The organism is Sulfitobacter sp. EE-36 (assembly GCF_000152605.1).
GTDB lineage: Bacteria > Pseudomonadota > Alphaproteobacteria > Rhodobacterales > Rhodobacteraceae > Sulfitobacter > Sulfitobacter pontiacus.
This window is the reverse complement of the sequence record NZ_CH959310.1, coordinates 217,668-232,528: the sequence shown is the minus strand read 5'-3', so window position 1 is coordinate 232,528 and position 14,861 is coordinate 217,668. Positions and strand designations below refer to the sequence as shown.

The 14,861-nt window shown below is 60.0% G+C and carries 13 protein-coding genes; 9 read left to right on the top strand and 4 right to left on the bottom strand.

Going from position 1 to position 14,861, the window contains the following annotated elements:
• The first annotated feature begins 12 nt into the window (after positions 1 to 12).
• Positions 13 to 1,215, top strand: a complete 1,203-nt coding sequence (locus EE36_RS03665; protein WP_005849585.1) for a hypothetical protein — start codon at positions 13 to 15, stop codon at positions 1,213 to 1,215.
• A 2-nt stretch (positions 1,216 to 1,217) separates the two neighbouring features.
• Positions 1,218 to 2,966 carry a peptidoglycan -binding protein gene (locus tag EE36_RS03660; protein WP_005849583.1) on the top strand — a complete coding sequence of 583 codons (1,749 nt, stop codon included), beginning with the start codon at positions 1,218 to 1,220 and terminating at the stop codon, positions 2,964 to 2,966.
• A 2-nt stretch (positions 2,967 to 2,968) separates the two neighbouring features.
• Here EE36_RS03660 and EE36_RS03655 read toward each other — a convergent pair whose 3' ends face one another.
• The 3 genes from EE36_RS03655 to gloB form a co-directional block, all read right to left on the bottom strand.
• A complete protein-coding gene (locus EE36_RS03655; RefSeq protein WP_005849581.1) occupies positions 2,969 to 3,937 on the bottom strand; it encodes a M23 family metallopeptidase in 969 nt (322 codons plus the stop codon).
• Positions 3,934 to 6,255 carry an ATP-dependent Clp protease ATP-binding subunit ClpA gene (gene clpA / locus EE36_RS03650; RefSeq protein WP_005849580.1) on the bottom strand — a complete coding sequence of 774 codons (2,322 nt, stop codon included), beginning with the start codon at positions 6,253 to 6,255 and terminating at the stop codon, positions 3,934 to 3,936. The genes EE36_RS03655 and clpA overlap by 4 nt, the downstream gene beginning before the upstream one ends.
• Positions 6,256 to 6,430: 175 nt before the next feature.
• Entirely contained in the window at positions 6,431 to 7,198 is a 768-nt protein-coding gene (gene gloB / locus EE36_RS03645) for a hydroxyacylglutathione hydrolase (RefSeq protein ID WP_005849578.1), read from the bottom strand.
• 150 nt (positions 7,199 to 7,348) lie between these two features.
• Here gloB and EE36_RS03640 point away from each other — a divergent pair, with 150 nt between their 5' ends.
• The 7 genes from EE36_RS03640 to EE36_RS03610 all read left to right on the top strand — a co-directional run bounded on the left by EE36_RS03640 (position 7,349) and on the right by EE36_RS03610 (position 13,750).
• Complete coding sequence (locus tag EE36_RS03640) at positions 7,349 to 8,119, top strand: methyltransferase domain-containing protein (RefSeq protein ID WP_005849577.1); 771 nt, start codon at positions 7,349 to 7,351, stop codon at positions 8,117 to 8,119.
• A 278-nt stretch (positions 8,120 to 8,397) separates the two neighbouring features.
• Positions 8,398 to 8,958, top strand: coding sequence for a F0F1 ATP synthase subunit delta (locus EE36_RS03635; RefSeq protein WP_174226613.1), 561 nt, complete (start codon positions 8,398 to 8,400; stop codon positions 8,956 to 8,958).
• Positions 8,959 to 10,497: a F0F1 ATP synthase subunit alpha gene (gene atpA, locus EE36_RS03630; RefSeq protein ID WP_005849573.1), complete on the top strand. Its 1,539-nt coding sequence runs from the start codon at positions 8,959 to 8,961 to the stop codon at positions 10,495 to 10,497. It abuts the gene before it with no gap.
• A 14-nt stretch (positions 10,498 to 10,511) separates the two neighbouring features.
• Positions 10,512 to 11,390 carry a F0F1 ATP synthase subunit gamma gene (locus EE36_RS03625; RefSeq protein ID WP_005849572.1) on the top strand — a complete coding sequence of 293 codons (879 nt, stop codon included), beginning with the start codon at positions 10,512 to 10,514 and terminating at the stop codon, positions 11,388 to 11,390.
• Positions 11,391 to 11,409: 19 nt separating this feature from the next.
• A complete protein-coding gene (gene atpD, locus EE36_RS03620) occupies positions 11,410 to 12,834 on the top strand; it encodes a F0F1 ATP synthase subunit beta (protein WP_005849570.1) in 1,425 nt (474 codons plus the stop codon).
• 12 nt (positions 12,835 to 12,846) lie between these two features.
• Positions 12,847 to 13,284: a F0F1 ATP synthase subunit epsilon gene (locus EE36_RS03615; protein ID WP_005849569.1), complete on the top strand. Its 438-nt coding sequence runs from the start codon at positions 12,847 to 12,849 to the stop codon at positions 13,282 to 13,284.
• 127 nt (positions 13,285 to 13,411) lie between these two features.
• A complete protein-coding gene (locus tag EE36_RS03610) occupies positions 13,412 to 13,750 on the top strand; it encodes an H-type lectin domain-containing protein (protein ID WP_005849567.1) in 339 nt (112 codons plus the stop codon).
• A 31-nt stretch (positions 13,751 to 13,781) separates the two neighbouring features.
• On the opposite strand, the gene EE36_RS03605 is transcribed toward EE36_RS03610, so the two are convergent.
• Complete coding sequence (locus tag EE36_RS03605) at positions 13,782 to 14,801, bottom strand: ribose-phosphate pyrophosphokinase (RefSeq protein ID WP_005849565.1); 1,020 nt, start codon at positions 14,799 to 14,801, stop codon at positions 13,782 to 13,784.
• Positions 14,802 to 14,861 lie beyond the last annotated feature (60 nt).

The window sequence follows — 14,861 nt, the reverse complement described above, 5'->3', positions numbered from 1 at the left end:
GAGCCACGAGGCATGGCGCAGTCAGATCGCGAATCCAAACCACAGTTTTCCCAGCCGGTGCGGCAGATCACGCTGATGCTGATCGCCCTCGGGCTGACTTGCATCGGGGCTTTTCTGGCGCTGCCAAGCGTTTTGCCTATTTTTGCGGCGAACCCCTATTTGAACGGGGTCATTATTGTCGTCTTCTTCATCGGTGTGATCGCCTGCTTTTATCAGGTGGTGCAGCTGATCGGCTCTGTCCGCTGGATCGAGAATTTTGCCTCTGACGCGCCCAATGCCGATGCCGTCGCCCCGCAGCTGCTGGCACCGCTGGCATCGCTGCTGCGCACACGCGGCGCGCGGATGCAGGTGAACGCGACCTCTACCCGATCTATCCTGGATTCCGTCGCCACCCGCATCGACGAAGCGCGCGAGATCACGCGATATATCGTCAACATGCTGATCTTCCTCGGGCTTCTGGGCACGTTCTACGGCTTGGCGACGACCGTACCGGCGGTTGTTGAAACCATCCGCAGCCTTGCCCCGCAAGAAGGGGACGGCAGCACCGATATGTTCGCGCGCCTGATGACAGGGCTGGAATCGCAGCTTGGCGGTATGGGGGTGGCGTTCGGGTCGTCCCTTTTGGGGCTGGCGGGATCGCTGGTGGTTGGCTTGCTTGAACTCTTTGCCGGTCACGGGCAGAACCGCTTTTATCAGGAGCTTGAAGATTGGCTCAGCTCGATCACTCGCGTTGGTTTTTCCTCGGGCGAGGACGGGGCGTCGGATCAAAACGCGGTGGCTGGTGTGCTGGATCACATGGCCGAACAGATGGACAGCCTGCGTCAGCTGATCGGACAATCGGCGGAAAGCCAGACCGCGCTGAACAGCAAGATCGGTGCGCTGGCCGCCACGATGGAGGAACTGTCGGCGCGGGCCGCACAGACCGATACGCCGGCCGAAAGCCTTGACCGGATCGCCAAAGGGCAGGAGCGCATGGTGGCCGTGCTTGAAGGGCAGGGTGAACACGAACGCGCGGATGCGGAAAGCCGGATGCGCCTGCGGTCGATCGACGTGCAGATGCTGCGTATTCTCGAAGAGATTTCAGCCGGACGGCAGGAGACGATGGCCGAGTTGCGCAAGGATATATCCTTGCTGGCCAAGGCGCTGTCGGCTCCGCGTGGCGCTGAGCCGCGCCGCTTGCGCACCCCTGACCGCACCGACACCGAGGGCAGCTGATCATGGCGCTTTCCCGACGCACTGGGGCACGGTTTCAGGGCTCGATCTGGCCGGGATTCGTGGATGCGATGACGGGTCTTTTGCTGGTGCTGATGTTCGTGCTGACCATCTTTATGGTGCTGCAAGCCGTACAGACCCAGCGGATCAACGGGCAAGAGAACGAACTGAATTCACTGTCGGGTGAAGTCGCGGCGCTGGCGCAAGCGCTTGGGATGGAACGGCAAACCACGGCCGAGCTTGAGGCAGAACTGGGGACGCTGAACACATCCCTCACCGCTGCCCGCGATCAGGCGGCAGAGCAGGCGGCGATGATCGCCTCCTTGACCGCGACGCGCGATGCGCAGGCCGCACAGCTTGACGCGGCAGAGGCCAAGATCACCGGCTTCGAAGCTCAGGTGGCAAGTCTGTTGTCCCAGCGGGATGCGGCGGTCGCCCGTGGAGAAGCGCTTGAGACACGACAAGAAGAACTACTGAGCGCGCAAGAGGCGTTGAACCTTGCCTTGGCGCAGGCGCGGTCAGAGACGGACGCCCAGGCCGAAGCCGCCCGCCTTGCCGCCGCCCGCCGTGATGCGCTGACAGCGCTGGTGGATGATCTGCGGGCGCAAAATCAGGATGCGCAGGCCGCTTTGGAAACCGCCGCCGCGCAGAATGCCGCCACGCTGTCAGAGGCCGAAGCCGCTCGTTTGGCCGAAGCTGCCGCCGCCGAACGCTTGCGCGAAAAGCTGGAAAATGCCGATGCAGAGCTGACCGCAATGACGCTGGCGCTAGAGACGCAGCGCAAAGAGGCCGAGGATACGCTGACCCTGCTCGCCGCCGCCCGCGCTGCCAAGGAAACGCTGGATGCAGAACTTGCCGCTGCGCTGGCGGAAACCGAAACTCTTGAAGCAACACAGGCCGATCGGGCAGAGCTGCGCGCCAAACTGGCGGATGCGCTTGCGGCAAAGCTTGCCGCTGAGAACCGCGCCGAGGCAGAGCTGTCGGATGCAGAGAAACAGGCCGCTTTGCTGGATGCCGCCCGGTCCGAGCTGGCGCAGGAAGAAGCGGCGACTGCCGCGGCACAACGCCAGACAGAACTATTGAACCAGCAGGTCGCCGCCCTGCGCGGCCAGTTGGGAGAGCTGCAATCCCTGCTGGATGATGCCGTCGCACGCGATGCCGCGAAAGAGGTGCAGTTGCAATCGCTGGGGTCAGACCTGAACACCGCCCTCGCACGGGTCGCCGCCGAAGAACGCCGCCGCGCCAAGCTTGAAGCGGCTGAACGTGCGCGGCTTGAGGCCGAGACAAAGAACCTCGAACAATACCGGTCCGAGTTCTTTGGCCGTCTGCGCGCGCTTTTGGGCAATCAGGAGGGTGTGCGCATCGAGGGGGACCGCTTCGTCTTCTCTTCCGAGGTGTTGTTCCCCCCGGGGGCCGCCACGCTGTCCGCCGATGGTCGTGGAGAGATCGCCAAGGTCGCCGGTATCCTACGCAACATCGCGGCCGATATCCCGCCTGAAATCGACTGGGTCATTCGCGTAGACGGGCATACCGACAACCAGCCGCTGTCGGGGTTGGGCGAATTTGCGGATAACTGGGAGCTTAGTCAGGCGCGCGCCCTGTCAGTGGTCAAATATATGATCAACTTCCTCGGGATTGCACCGGAACGGCTGGCCGCGAACGGCTTTGGCCAATATCAGCCCGTGGCCCGTGGCAACACCGAAGCCGCCCGCGCGCAAAACCGCCGTATCGAGCTGAAGCTGACCGAGAGGTAGCGTTATTTGACCTCGATTTCCGTGCTGCGTTGGCTGATGATCTGCAGGCCGCGGATCATCGTCACCGTGCCGGTATAGATGCCCGCCGGCCAGTCCACGCGGCCACGTTTGCCGATGGCGCGAAAGGCTTGTGCCTGGGTTTTGGTCAGCGTCACATCATCCGCGATCACCATGCCGTCAGGGCCGGTGATGGACAGGTTCACGATGTCATCTGCCCGCGTGCCAAACATATAGCCCCAGACAACCAGCGCATCCGCGTCCACGGGCAGGGACGCCGCCGCTGCCTCGCCTTGTTTGATGGCGTCATAGGCGGGGACCGCATCGGCAAAACCAATGCTGATCAGCCCACCGGCGCGGTAGTCGGGCCGTTCAGCCCAAAGGTTGCTGTCACCGGGCGCGTCGCAGTTGGTGGTCCCATCGGGATCGAAGGGATCAACGACCGCTCCGTCTTTGCGCACCGACAGATGCACATGGGGGAAGGCGGCCTTTCCCGACTGCCCGACAAAGCCGATGGTATCGCCCAAGGCGACCTCCTGCCCCGTGGTAACGCTGACGGAGCCTTGTTTGAGGTGGCAGTACTGGGTTTCCCAGCCGTTCCCGTGGTCAAGCACGACGCCGTTGCCACATTCCTTACCGTCGATATCGGCGGCGTTTTCGCTGGTATAGCCGCTGTCAGTCATACCGTCGCGCATACCGGTGACACGGCCTGCGGCGCTGGCAAGGACGGGTATGTTGTCGGCGATACGGGCCCGGCTGGGCAGTGCGAAATCCGTGCCTTTGTGCCCGTCATAGCTTAACGTGGCACAGGTGAAATCCATCGCATCAGACGACGGGTCGCTATCTACATACTGCTGGATGAAGCAGTCTGTGCCAAGGTCGCAATCAAGGGGCGGGGAGATAAGAAAACCCTCTGCCAGCACGGGGCTGGCAAAGGGCAGTGCAAGCGCAAATACGGCGCTGCGTGGTATCATTCAGCTGTCAGCAACGGTGGCTTGTTGCCTGTCAGCTTGGGGTTTTCCGACCCGAGGATCGTCAGGTCCAGCTCGCCCTTCTTGACGTTGACCTTGACCACACCACCTTTCGCCAGCTTGCCGAACAGCAACTCTTCGGCGAGGGGCTTTTTGATGTGCTCTTGGATGACGCGTCCAAGGGGGCGCGCACCCATTCGTGCATCATAGCCTTTGTCGCCCAGCCATTCGGCGGCTTTGGTGGACAGTTCAATCGTCACGTTGCGGTCCATCAGCTGAGCTTCAAGCTGCAGCACGAACTTCTCGACCACCCGCAAGATCACGTCTTTCGGCAGCGGCGCAAAGCTGATCACCGCGTCCAGACGGTTGCGGAATTCGGGCGTGAAGGTCCGTTCGATCGCGGCGGTATCCTCGCCGGTGCGACGGTCACGGCCAAAGCCGATCGCTTCTTTCGCCTGCTCGGACGCGCCTGCGTTCGACGTCATGATCAGCACGACATTGCGGAAATCCACTGTCCGGCCGTTATGGTCCGTCAGCTTGCCGTGATCCATCACCTGCAACAGGATGTTGTAGACGTCCGGGTGGGCTTTCTCCATCTCGTCGAGCAGCAAAACGCAGTGCGGGTGCTGGTCAACGCCATCGGTCAACATGCCGCCCTGATCAAACCCGACATAGCCGGGAGGGGCACCGATCAGGCGGGAAACGGCGTGTTTCTCCATGTATTCAGACATGTCGAAACGCAGCAGTTCCACACCAAGCGTGTCGGCCAGCTGTTTCGCCACCTCGGTCTTACCCACACCTGTCGGCCCTGCGAACAGGTAGTTGCCGATGGGTTTTTCGGGCTCGCGCAGGCCAGCGCGGGCCAGTTTGATCGCGGACGACAGCGCTTCGATCGCCTTGTCCTGACCGAAGACAACGCGTTTCAGCGATGCCTCAAGATCCTTGAGCACAATCACATCATCCTTGGACACGTTCTTGGGCGGGATGCGCGCGATCTTGGCGACCACGGCTTCGACTTCTTTGGTGCCGATGGTCTTGCGCCGTTTCGAGGCCGCCAGCAGATGCTGTGCCGCGCCCGCTTCGTCGATCACATCGATGGCGGAGTCAGGCAGTTTGCGGTCGTTGATATAGCGGTGCGCCAGTTCAACCGAGGTCCGGATCGCGTCAGAGGTATATTTGACCGAGTGGTGATCCTCGAAATAGGGTTTGATGCCCCGCAGGATTTTCACCGCATCCTCGACCGAAGGCTCGTTCACATCGATCTTTTGGAAACGACGCGCAAGGGCACGGTCTTTTTCGAAATGCTGGCGGAATTCCTTGTAGGTGGTCGACCCCATAGTGCGCAGCTTGCCGCCCGCAAGCGCGGGTTTCAGCAGGTTGGAGGCATCCATCGCGCCGCCGGATGTGGCACCGGCACCGATAACGGTGTGGATCTCGTCGATGAACAGGACGGCGTTGTCATGTTCTTCCAGCTCGGTCACGACGGCTTTCAGACGTTCTTCGAAATCACCGCGGTAGCGGGTGCCCGCCAGCAACGCGCCCATGTCGAGCGAATAGATCGTGGTTTCGGCCAAGACCTCGGGCGTTTCACCGGCAACGATCTTGCGCGCCAGCCCTTCGGCGATGGCGGTTTTCCCGACGCCGGGGTCGCCCACCAGCAGCGGGTTGTTCTTGCGGCGGCGGCACAGCACCTGAATGCAGCGTTCCACCTCGTCCGACCGGCCGATCAGCGGATCAACGTCGCCTTCGCGGGATTTCGCGTTCAGATCAACGGTGTATTTCGCCAGCGCGGATTCTTTCTTGTCGCCATCGGTGACACCTTGGGCTTCTTCCTCGTGATCCGGCGCACCGGACACGGGGCGTGGTTCACCGAAAGCCGGATCTTTGGCGACGCCATGCGCGATATAATTGACCGCATCATAGCGCGTCATGTCCTGTTCTTGCAGGAAGTAGGCGGCGTTGCTTTCGCGTTCTGCAAAGATCGCGACCAGCACGTTCGCGCCGGTCACTTCGGTCCGGCCAGAGGATTGCACATGGATCGCCGCACGCTGGATCACCCGCTGGAACGCTGCCGTTGGCACCGCTTCGGAGCCGTCAACATCGGTGACCAGATTGTTCAGGTCTTCATCGACAAATTCGACCAGCGTTTCGCGCAGTTCGGTCATATCGACAGAACAGGCTTTCATTACCTGCACGGCGTCGGGTTCGTCGATCAGGGCCAAAAGAAGATGTTCAAGCGTAGCGAATTCATGTTTGCGCGCATTGGCAAGGGCCAGCGCCGCGTGAATGGCTTGTTCTAGGGTAGACGAGAATGAAGGCACAGGCGTGCTCCTTTTCGATCTGTGTCGGAGGGGGCGTCAGAAACAGGACGCGCCGCAACCGAGCATGGCCTCATAGTATTAGAGTTTGGTTGATCACGGCGCAGCTTCAAGGTTTTTCTGCAATATCGCTGTCACATTTATCGTGAACGTCGATTTTAGACCATGATTGCGGCGGTCAGAAACGGTCTTTGCGCGCGCGAATTTCGGCAAACACATCGGTGTCGGTGGCGTTGACCATCCCCAGTTGCGCACGGATGCCCGGATCGGACGGGCGCAGGAAGGGGTTGGTTTCAAGTTCCGTTGAAAGCGTCGAGGGAACTGTCGGCTCGCCATCAGCACGGGCCTGATCGATCTCTCTTGCACGAGATATAAGTGCCGCGTTTTCCGGATCAACCGTCAGGGCAAATTTTGCGTTCGACTGCGTGTATTCGTGACCCGAACATACGGTGGTATCGGCTGGCAGGCGCATCAGCTTTTGCAGGCTGTCCCACATCTGTGCGGGCGTGCCTTCGAACAGGCGACCGCAACCAAGCGCCATCAGGCTGTCGGCGGTAAAGACGCATTTGGCCACGGGGACGTGAAAGGCGATATGCCCGACGGTATGGCCCGACACATCGATCACATCGACCGTATGCGCGCCGAAGGTGAAGGATTGCCCGTCGTCATAGGCCGCGTCCAGCGGGGGCAGGCGTTCGGCATCAGCCTTGGCACCGATCACGCGGGCAGGGTAGTCGGCAATCAGCGCGGGCACGCCCTGAATGTGGTCGGGGTGGTGATGGGTCAGCCAGATCTCCGTGAGGGTCCAGCCCAACTCGTCCAGCTTGGCAGCGATCGGCGCGGCCTCAGGCACGTCGATCAAGGCGACCTTGCCGCTGGTCTGATCGCGTAGCAGGAAGGCGTAGTTGTCGGACAGGCAGGGGATGGTCACAAGATCAAAGGACATGGCAGCGGCTCCGGTCGGGGTTTCGGGGTGCGGATCACCACGCTAGCGCGGGCGGGGCGGTGCTGCAAACGGGTTTCGCGCAGTCCGCTCTTTTGCGGCGCGTGGCTTTGGTCTAGGGTCGGGGCGATCCACCCAACAAGGCCCTTTGCCATGCACCTTGATGTCCAAGACCTGCGCAACTTTTACTATCGCAGTGCCCTTGGCCGCGCGGCGCAGCATTCCTTGCGTACCCGCATGCTTGAGCTTTGGCCCGAGGCCAAGGGCCAGACCGTTGTGGGCTTTGGTTTCGCGGCCCCCTTGCTGCGCCCCTATCTGGCGGATGCGCGGCGGGTGATGACGCTGATGCCGGGGCCGCAGGGGGTCATGCCTTGGCCCGCGGGCATGCCCAATACCTCTGTGCTGACCGAAGAAACGCTCTGGCCGATCGAAACCGGACATGTCGACCGGCTGGTTCTGATGCACGGGCTTGAAACGTCTGACCGGCAGGGCGACCTGCTAGAGGAATGCTGGCGCGTGTTGGGGCCGGGGGGCAGGGCGCTGTTCATCGTGCCCAACCGTGCAGGGTTCTGGGCGCGTAGCGATATCACGCCCTTCGGATACGGGCGGCCCTATTCGCTGGGGCAGCTCGAAACGCAACTGCGCAAACACCAGTTCCTGCCAGAGCGCCAGTTGGGTGCGCTGTATCTGATGCCCTCGACCAGACGGACGTTCCGGCGCGCGGGGCCGCTGTTTGAAAAGGTCGGGCGGCACATGCCGACGATCATGGCGGGCGGGGCGTTTATGGTCGAGGTGACCAAGCTGGTGTACCCGCCCAAGGGCAAGGTTGCACGCACGCCAGCGCGCCGGTCGATCCGCGTTTTGGAAGGGGTCGGGGCGGTGACGCCCTCGGCAGTTCAGGCGGTCCTGCCACAGCCTATGTGACCCCCGCGCCACGGCGGCAAGAATCGCTGCCACACCCGAAATTGCCGGATGTCTATTGATTTTTAGGCAGGTTGATCAGGTCAAAGCGTCGCAGGGGTGCATTGCGCTAAGAATAAGGGGCGCTTTCCTGTGGCAACCTCACTATACTGTGTTGCGGGATGCGGGTCCGTCTGCTACATCCGCCCTGATTTAGACGTCTTGGGTAATTTCAAGTCGCGCCAACACCCCGGTGACGCGATGTATTCGCTTATCCGGCCCTGACGTATGAGAGGATGGACGTGTCCGAAACAGCATCAATCTCTACAGGTATCGCACAACGCTATGCGACCGCCGTGTACGAGTTGGCCCAAGAGGCCAAAGCCCTTCCCCAGATCGAGAAAGATCTTGATGCGCTGCAAGCCGCATTGGCCGAAAGCGAAGATTTCCGCGATCTGATCAATTCGCCGATCTACACGCGCGAACAGCAAGCCGCGTCGATCAGTGCCATCGCCAAAAAGATGGACCTGTCCCAGACGCTCGCCAGCACGCTGGAACTGATGGCCAACAAGCGCCGTCTGTTCGTCCTGCCGCAGCTGGTCCAGAACCTGCGTGACATCATCGCCGTCGAAAAAGGCGAAGTGACTGCTGATGTGATTTCGGCCAAGGCGCTGACCAAAGCGCAGTCCGAAAAGCTGTCCAAGTCGCTCGCCGCGACCACAGGCAAAAAAGTAACGTTGAATGCGACCGTTGATGACTCCCTCATTGGCGGTCTTATCGTAAAAGTGGGCTCTAAGATGATCGACACGTCGATCCGCGCAAAGCTCAATTCCCTCCAGAATGTAATGAAAGAGGTCGGATAAATGGGTATCCAAGCTGCAGAGATTTCTGCGATCCTGAAGGACCAGATCAAGAACTTTGGTCAAGAAGCAGAAGTTGCCGAAGTTGGCCGCGTTCTGTCCGTTGGTGATGGTATCGCTCGCGTGTATGGTCTGGACAACGTCCAGGCTGGCGAGATGGTCGAATTCCCCGGCGGCATCATGGGCATGGCCCTGAACCTCGAGACAGACAACGTCGGTGTTGTTATCTTCGGTTCCGACCGCGACATCAAAGAAGGCGACACCGTCAAGCGCACCAACTCCATCGTGGACGTGCCAATCGGCAACGGTCTGCTGGGTCGTGTTGTTGACGGTCTGGGTAACCCCATCGACGGCAAAGGCCCCATCGAATCCACCGAGCGTGGCCTCGCGGACGTTAAAGCCCCCGGCATTATCCCACGGAAATCGGTACACGAGCCAATGGCGACTGGCCTGAAATCCGTTGACGCGATGATCCCCGTTGGCCGTGGCCAGCGCGAGCTGATCATTGGTGACCGTCAGACCGGTAAAACTGCCGTTGCTCTGGACGCGATCCTGAACCAACAGCAGATCAACGACGCCGCAGGCGACGACGAGAGCAAGAAAATGTACTGCGTGTACGTTGCGATCGGCCAAAAACGTTCGACTGTTGCCCAGCTGGTTAAAAAGCTCGAGGAAACAGGCGCGATTGATTATTCCATCGTTGTTGCGGCCACCGCGTCCGAGCCTGCACCAATGCAGTACCTCGCACCATACTCCGCAACAGCTATGGCGGAATTCTTCCGCGACAACGGCCGTCACGCGCTGATCATCTATGATGACCTTTCCAAGCAAGCCGTGTCCTACCGCCAGATGTCCCTGCTGCTGCGTCGTCCGCCCGGGCGTGAAGCTTACCCAGGTGACGTTTTCTATCTCCACTCCCGTCTGCTCGAGCGTTCGGCGAAGCTGGGCGATGACGCAGGCAACGGCTCTTTGACAGCTCTGCCGATCATCGAAACCCAAGGTGGTGACGTTTCCGCGTTTATTCCAACCAACGTGATCTCGATCACCGACGGTCAGATCTTCCTGGAAACCGAATTGTTCTACCAAGGTATCCGTCCTGCTGTGAACACCGGTCTGTCGGTTTCGCGCGTTGGGTCCTCGGCTCAGACCAAAGCGATGTCCTCTGTTGCTGGTCCGGTTAAGCTGTCCTTGGCTCAGTACCGCGAAATGGCGGCCTTTGCTCAGTTCGGTTCCGACCTTGATGCCTCCACTCAGCAGCTGCTGAACCGTGGTGCGCGCCTGACAGAGCTGATGAAGCAGCCTCAGTACTCCCCCCTGACCAACGCGGAAATCGTCTGCGTGATCTATGCGGGTACAAACGGCTACCTCGACAAGATCGACGTCAAAGAAGTCGGCCGCTTTGAAGCGGGCCTGCTGGCGCACCTGCGCAGCAAGCACGCCGACCTGATGGCTGACATCACCAACAACGACCGCAAGGTGAAGGGTGAGCTGGAAGACAAGATCAAAGCTGCCATCGATTCTTTCGCCGCTGACTTCGCTTAAGGGAGGGAGGGCACATGCCAAACCTCAAGGACCTAAAAAACCGGATCGCGTCGGTCAAATCGACCCGCAAGATCACGAAAGCCATGCAAATGGTTGCCGCGGCGAAGCTTCGCCGCGCGCAGGAAGCTGCCGAGCAGTCCCGCCCCTACACAGAGCGTTTTAACGCTGTGATGTCGCGGTTGGCTGCATCGGTAGGTGGGTCTGACACCGCCCCCAAGCTGCTGAGCGGCACGGGGTCGGATCAGGTGCACCTGTTGGTTGTCATGACCGCTGAACGTGGCTTGTGCGGTGGCTTTAACGCCAACATCGCCAAGCTTGCCAAAGCCCATGCCCGTGGCCTTATCGCCAAGGGTAAGGAGGTCAAGATTTTGACCGTTGGCAAGAAAGGCCGCGACAGCATCCGTCGTGACTTTGGCGACCTTTTGGTCGGTCACGTTGACCTCAGCGACGTCAAGCGCCTTGGCTATGCCGATGCGCAGGGGATCGCCAAGGACGTACTTGGCCGTTTTGACGCGGGTGAATATGACATCGCCACGATCTTCTATGCGAAGTTCGTGAACGTCGTCAGCCAGATCCCGACGGCACAGCAGATCATCCCGGCGACCTTCGAAGAGACCGAAGGCGCGGACGAGGCGACGACACTGTTCGACTACGAGCCCAGCGAAGAGGCCATCCTGGCCGACCTGCTGCCGCGCGGCGTTGCAACGGCGATCTTCTCGGCTCTGCTGGAAAACGCGGCCTCTGAACAGGGTGCCCGGATGTCGGCAATGGACAACGCGACACGGAACGCCGGTGACATGATCGAAGATCTGACCATCGAGTATAACCGTTCGCGTCAGGCCGTCATCACCAACGAGCTGATCGAAATCATTTCCGGCGCGGAAGCGCTGTAGGACAAATCGGAGAAACGACATGGCAAATGCAGTCGGCAAAATCACACAAGTCATCGGCGCCGTCGTCGATGTGCAGTTCGAGGATCACCTGCCAGAGATCCTCAACGCTGTTGTAACTGAAAACCACGGCAAGAAACTGATCCTCGAAGTGGCTCAGCACCTTGGCGAAAACACCGTGCGTACCATCGCGATGGACGCGACCGAAGGTCTGGTTCGCGGCCAGCGCGTCGAAGACACAGGCGCGCCCATCTCGATCCCAGTGGGTAACGCCACATTGGGCCGCATCATGAACGTTGTTGGCGAAGCCATCGACGAAAAAGGCGACATCCAATCGGCCGAGCGTCGCTCGATCCACGCTGACGCGCCCGAATTCGCGGAACAGTCGACCACATCCGAAGTGCTGGAAACGGGCATCAAGGTTATCGACCTTCTGGCACCTTACGCCAAGGGTGGTAAAATTGGTCTGTTCGGTGGTGCCGGTGTTGGCAAAACCGTTCTGATCATGGAACTGATCAACAACATCGCCAAAGTGCACTCCGGTTATTCGGTTTTCGCGGGCGTTGGTGAACGTACCCGTGAAGGGAACGACCTGTACCACGAGATGATCGAATCCAACGTTATCAACCCTGATGATCTGGAAAAATCGCAGGTTGCGCTGGTGTACGGCCAGATGAACGAGCCTCCCGGAGCGCGTATGCGCGTTGCTCTGACCGGTCTGACACTGGCCGAACAGTTCCGCGACCAATCCGGTACCGACGTTCTGTTCTTCGTCGACAACATCTTCCGCTTTACCCAAGCCGGTTCCGAGGTTTCGGCTCTGCTGGGTCGTATCCCTTCGGCCGTGGGCTACCAGCCAACACTGGCGACCGACATGGGTGCGATGCAAGAACGTATTACATCGACCAAATCCGGTTCGATTACATCGGTTCAGGCCGTTTACGTTCCTGCGGATGACCTTACCGACCCTGCGCCCGCGACATCCTTTGCGCACCTTGACGCGACAACCGTTCTGGACCGTTCGATCTCGGAAAAGGGTATCTACCCTGCTGTTGATCCGCTTGGCTCCACATCGCGTCTGATGGACCCATCCATCGTTGGCGAAGAGCACTACAACGTGGCACGTGACGTTCAGGGTATCCTGCAACGCTACAAGTCGCTGCAGGACATCATCGCGATTCTCGGCATGGACGAACTGTCGGAAGACGACAAACTGACCGTTGCCCGTGCGCGTAAGATCGAACGCTTCCTGAGCCAGCCTTTCGACGTTGCGAAAGTGTTCACCGGCTCCGACGGTAAGCAGGTTCCACTGGAAGAGACAATCACCTCCTTCAAGGCGGTTGTTGCCGGTGAATACGATCACCTGCCCGAAGGTGCCTTCTACATGGTTGGCGGCATCGAAGAAGTGAAAGCGAAAGCTGAAAAAATGGCGGCAGACGCCGCTTAAGGAGCGCTGAAAATGGCAGACACAATGCAATTCGACCTCGTTTCGCCCGAGCGGCGGCTGGCCTCGATGCAGGTGACGGCCGTTCAGATTCCGGGTGCGGACGGGGACATGACAGCAATGCCTGATCATGCCCCCACCATCACCACGCTGCGCCCCGGTGTGCTGCGTGTTGAAGGCCCGGAAGGCACTGCTGAGTATGTGGTAACCGGCGGCTTTGCCGAGATTTCTTCCGAAGGCGTATCGGTTCTGGCCGAACGCGCGGTGTCCAAGGGTGATATGACCCAAGAGCATCTGGACGAAATGATCGCCGAAGCCAAAGCCATGTACACAACGGCAAAAGAGGGTTTCGTGAATGAACCTGGCCCCGTAGACGACGCAGCCAAGCTGCTGTCCGACATGGTCGCCATGGGGGACGAAATCGGCTTGTCGAGCAAGCAACCCAGCCTCTGACGTTTCCTTGCCCGTTTTGATGAAAAGGCCCTGCATCCGCGGGGCCTTTTCTATTTGTTAACCTTAACTTATGGTTGTCGGATTGTAGCGGTAGGACGAGTTGGGGCAGGCCATCACGATGAAAAGAATGAACGCAAACAGCGTTGGTATCGATAGCGGAGAAACGGTGTTGTTCTCCGATTTTCAGGATGGTGGCGAGATGTGGACGGGGCAGGGCCAGCGCGAGCGGCGCAACCATATTACCTTCTCCACGCCGTACCGCGATATCCCCACGGTACACGCCTCGCTTGCCCTGTGGGACGTGGATAACGCCACGGTCATGCGCGCGGATCTGCGTTCAGAGAATGTTACGAAAGAGGGATTTGAACTGGTGTTCCGCACCTGGGGCGATACGCGTATCGCGCGCGTCAGGGCGTCTTGGATGGCCATCGGGCCGTTGCCGCAGCAAGACGACTGGGAGCTTTAAGCAGCGCCCCCAGCCGTTGTTTCAGGGGCGCTTAGCCGGGTTTGTACATGCCGTCGTAGATCGGCTCTAGCGTGTCGGCGTCAAACAGGGACGAGACCGAGGTACCGTTCCAGATGTTCAGGATCGCCTGCGCAAAGATCGGCGCCGTGGGCACGATCCGGATGTTTGTTGCTTGCTTGACGGCGGGCGTCGGCGCGATGCTGTCCGTGATGACCAGAGATTTCATCACCGAATTGCTAACGCGTTCGACCGCAGGGCCGGACATAACGCCGTGGCTGATGTAGGAGTGGACTTCCTTCGCGCCGTTTTCCATCAGCACCTCGGCCGCTTTGCACAGGGTGCCGGCGGTGTCACAGATGTCGTCCACGATCAGGCAGACCTTGTCGGTCACATCGCCGATCACGGTCATCTCTGCAATCTCGCCGGGCTTTTCGCGGCGCTTATCCACGATGGCGAGGGGGGAGTTGATGCGCTTCGCCAGTTCGCGTGCGCGGGCCACGCCGCCCACATCCGGAGAGATGACCATCAGCTCGTCCATGCGGCCCTTGAATTCGTTCTGGATATCCAGCGCGAAAACGGGGGAGGCATAGAGGTTGTCGACAGGGATATCGAAGAAACCCTGGATCTGTGCGGCGTGCAGGTCCATCGTCAGGATACGTTCAATGCCGCTGCCGACCATCATATTCGCGACCATCTTGGCGGTGATCGGCGTCCTTGCCTTGGTGCGGCGGTCCTGACGGGCATACCCGAAATAAGGCAGAACAGCCGTGACACGCGCCGCAGAGGACCGGCGCAGCGCGTCGGCCATGACCAGCAGTTCCATCAGGTTGTCATTGGCGGGGTTCGACGTTGGCTGGATGATGAACATATCCTCGCCGCGGACGTTCTCGTAAACCTCCACAAAGATTTCGCCGTCATTGAACCGTTCGACCCGTGCGTCGACCAGCCCTACGTTGACCCCCCGATGCAGCGACATCCGCCGTGCGATGGCTTTGGCCAACGGCATGTTCGCGTTACCTGAGATCAGTTTGGGTTCGGTGGTTTGAGCCATGTGCAAAGGGTCCCTGGATGCAGAACATGTGACAGAATCGTGACGTTGACACCGCTTAGC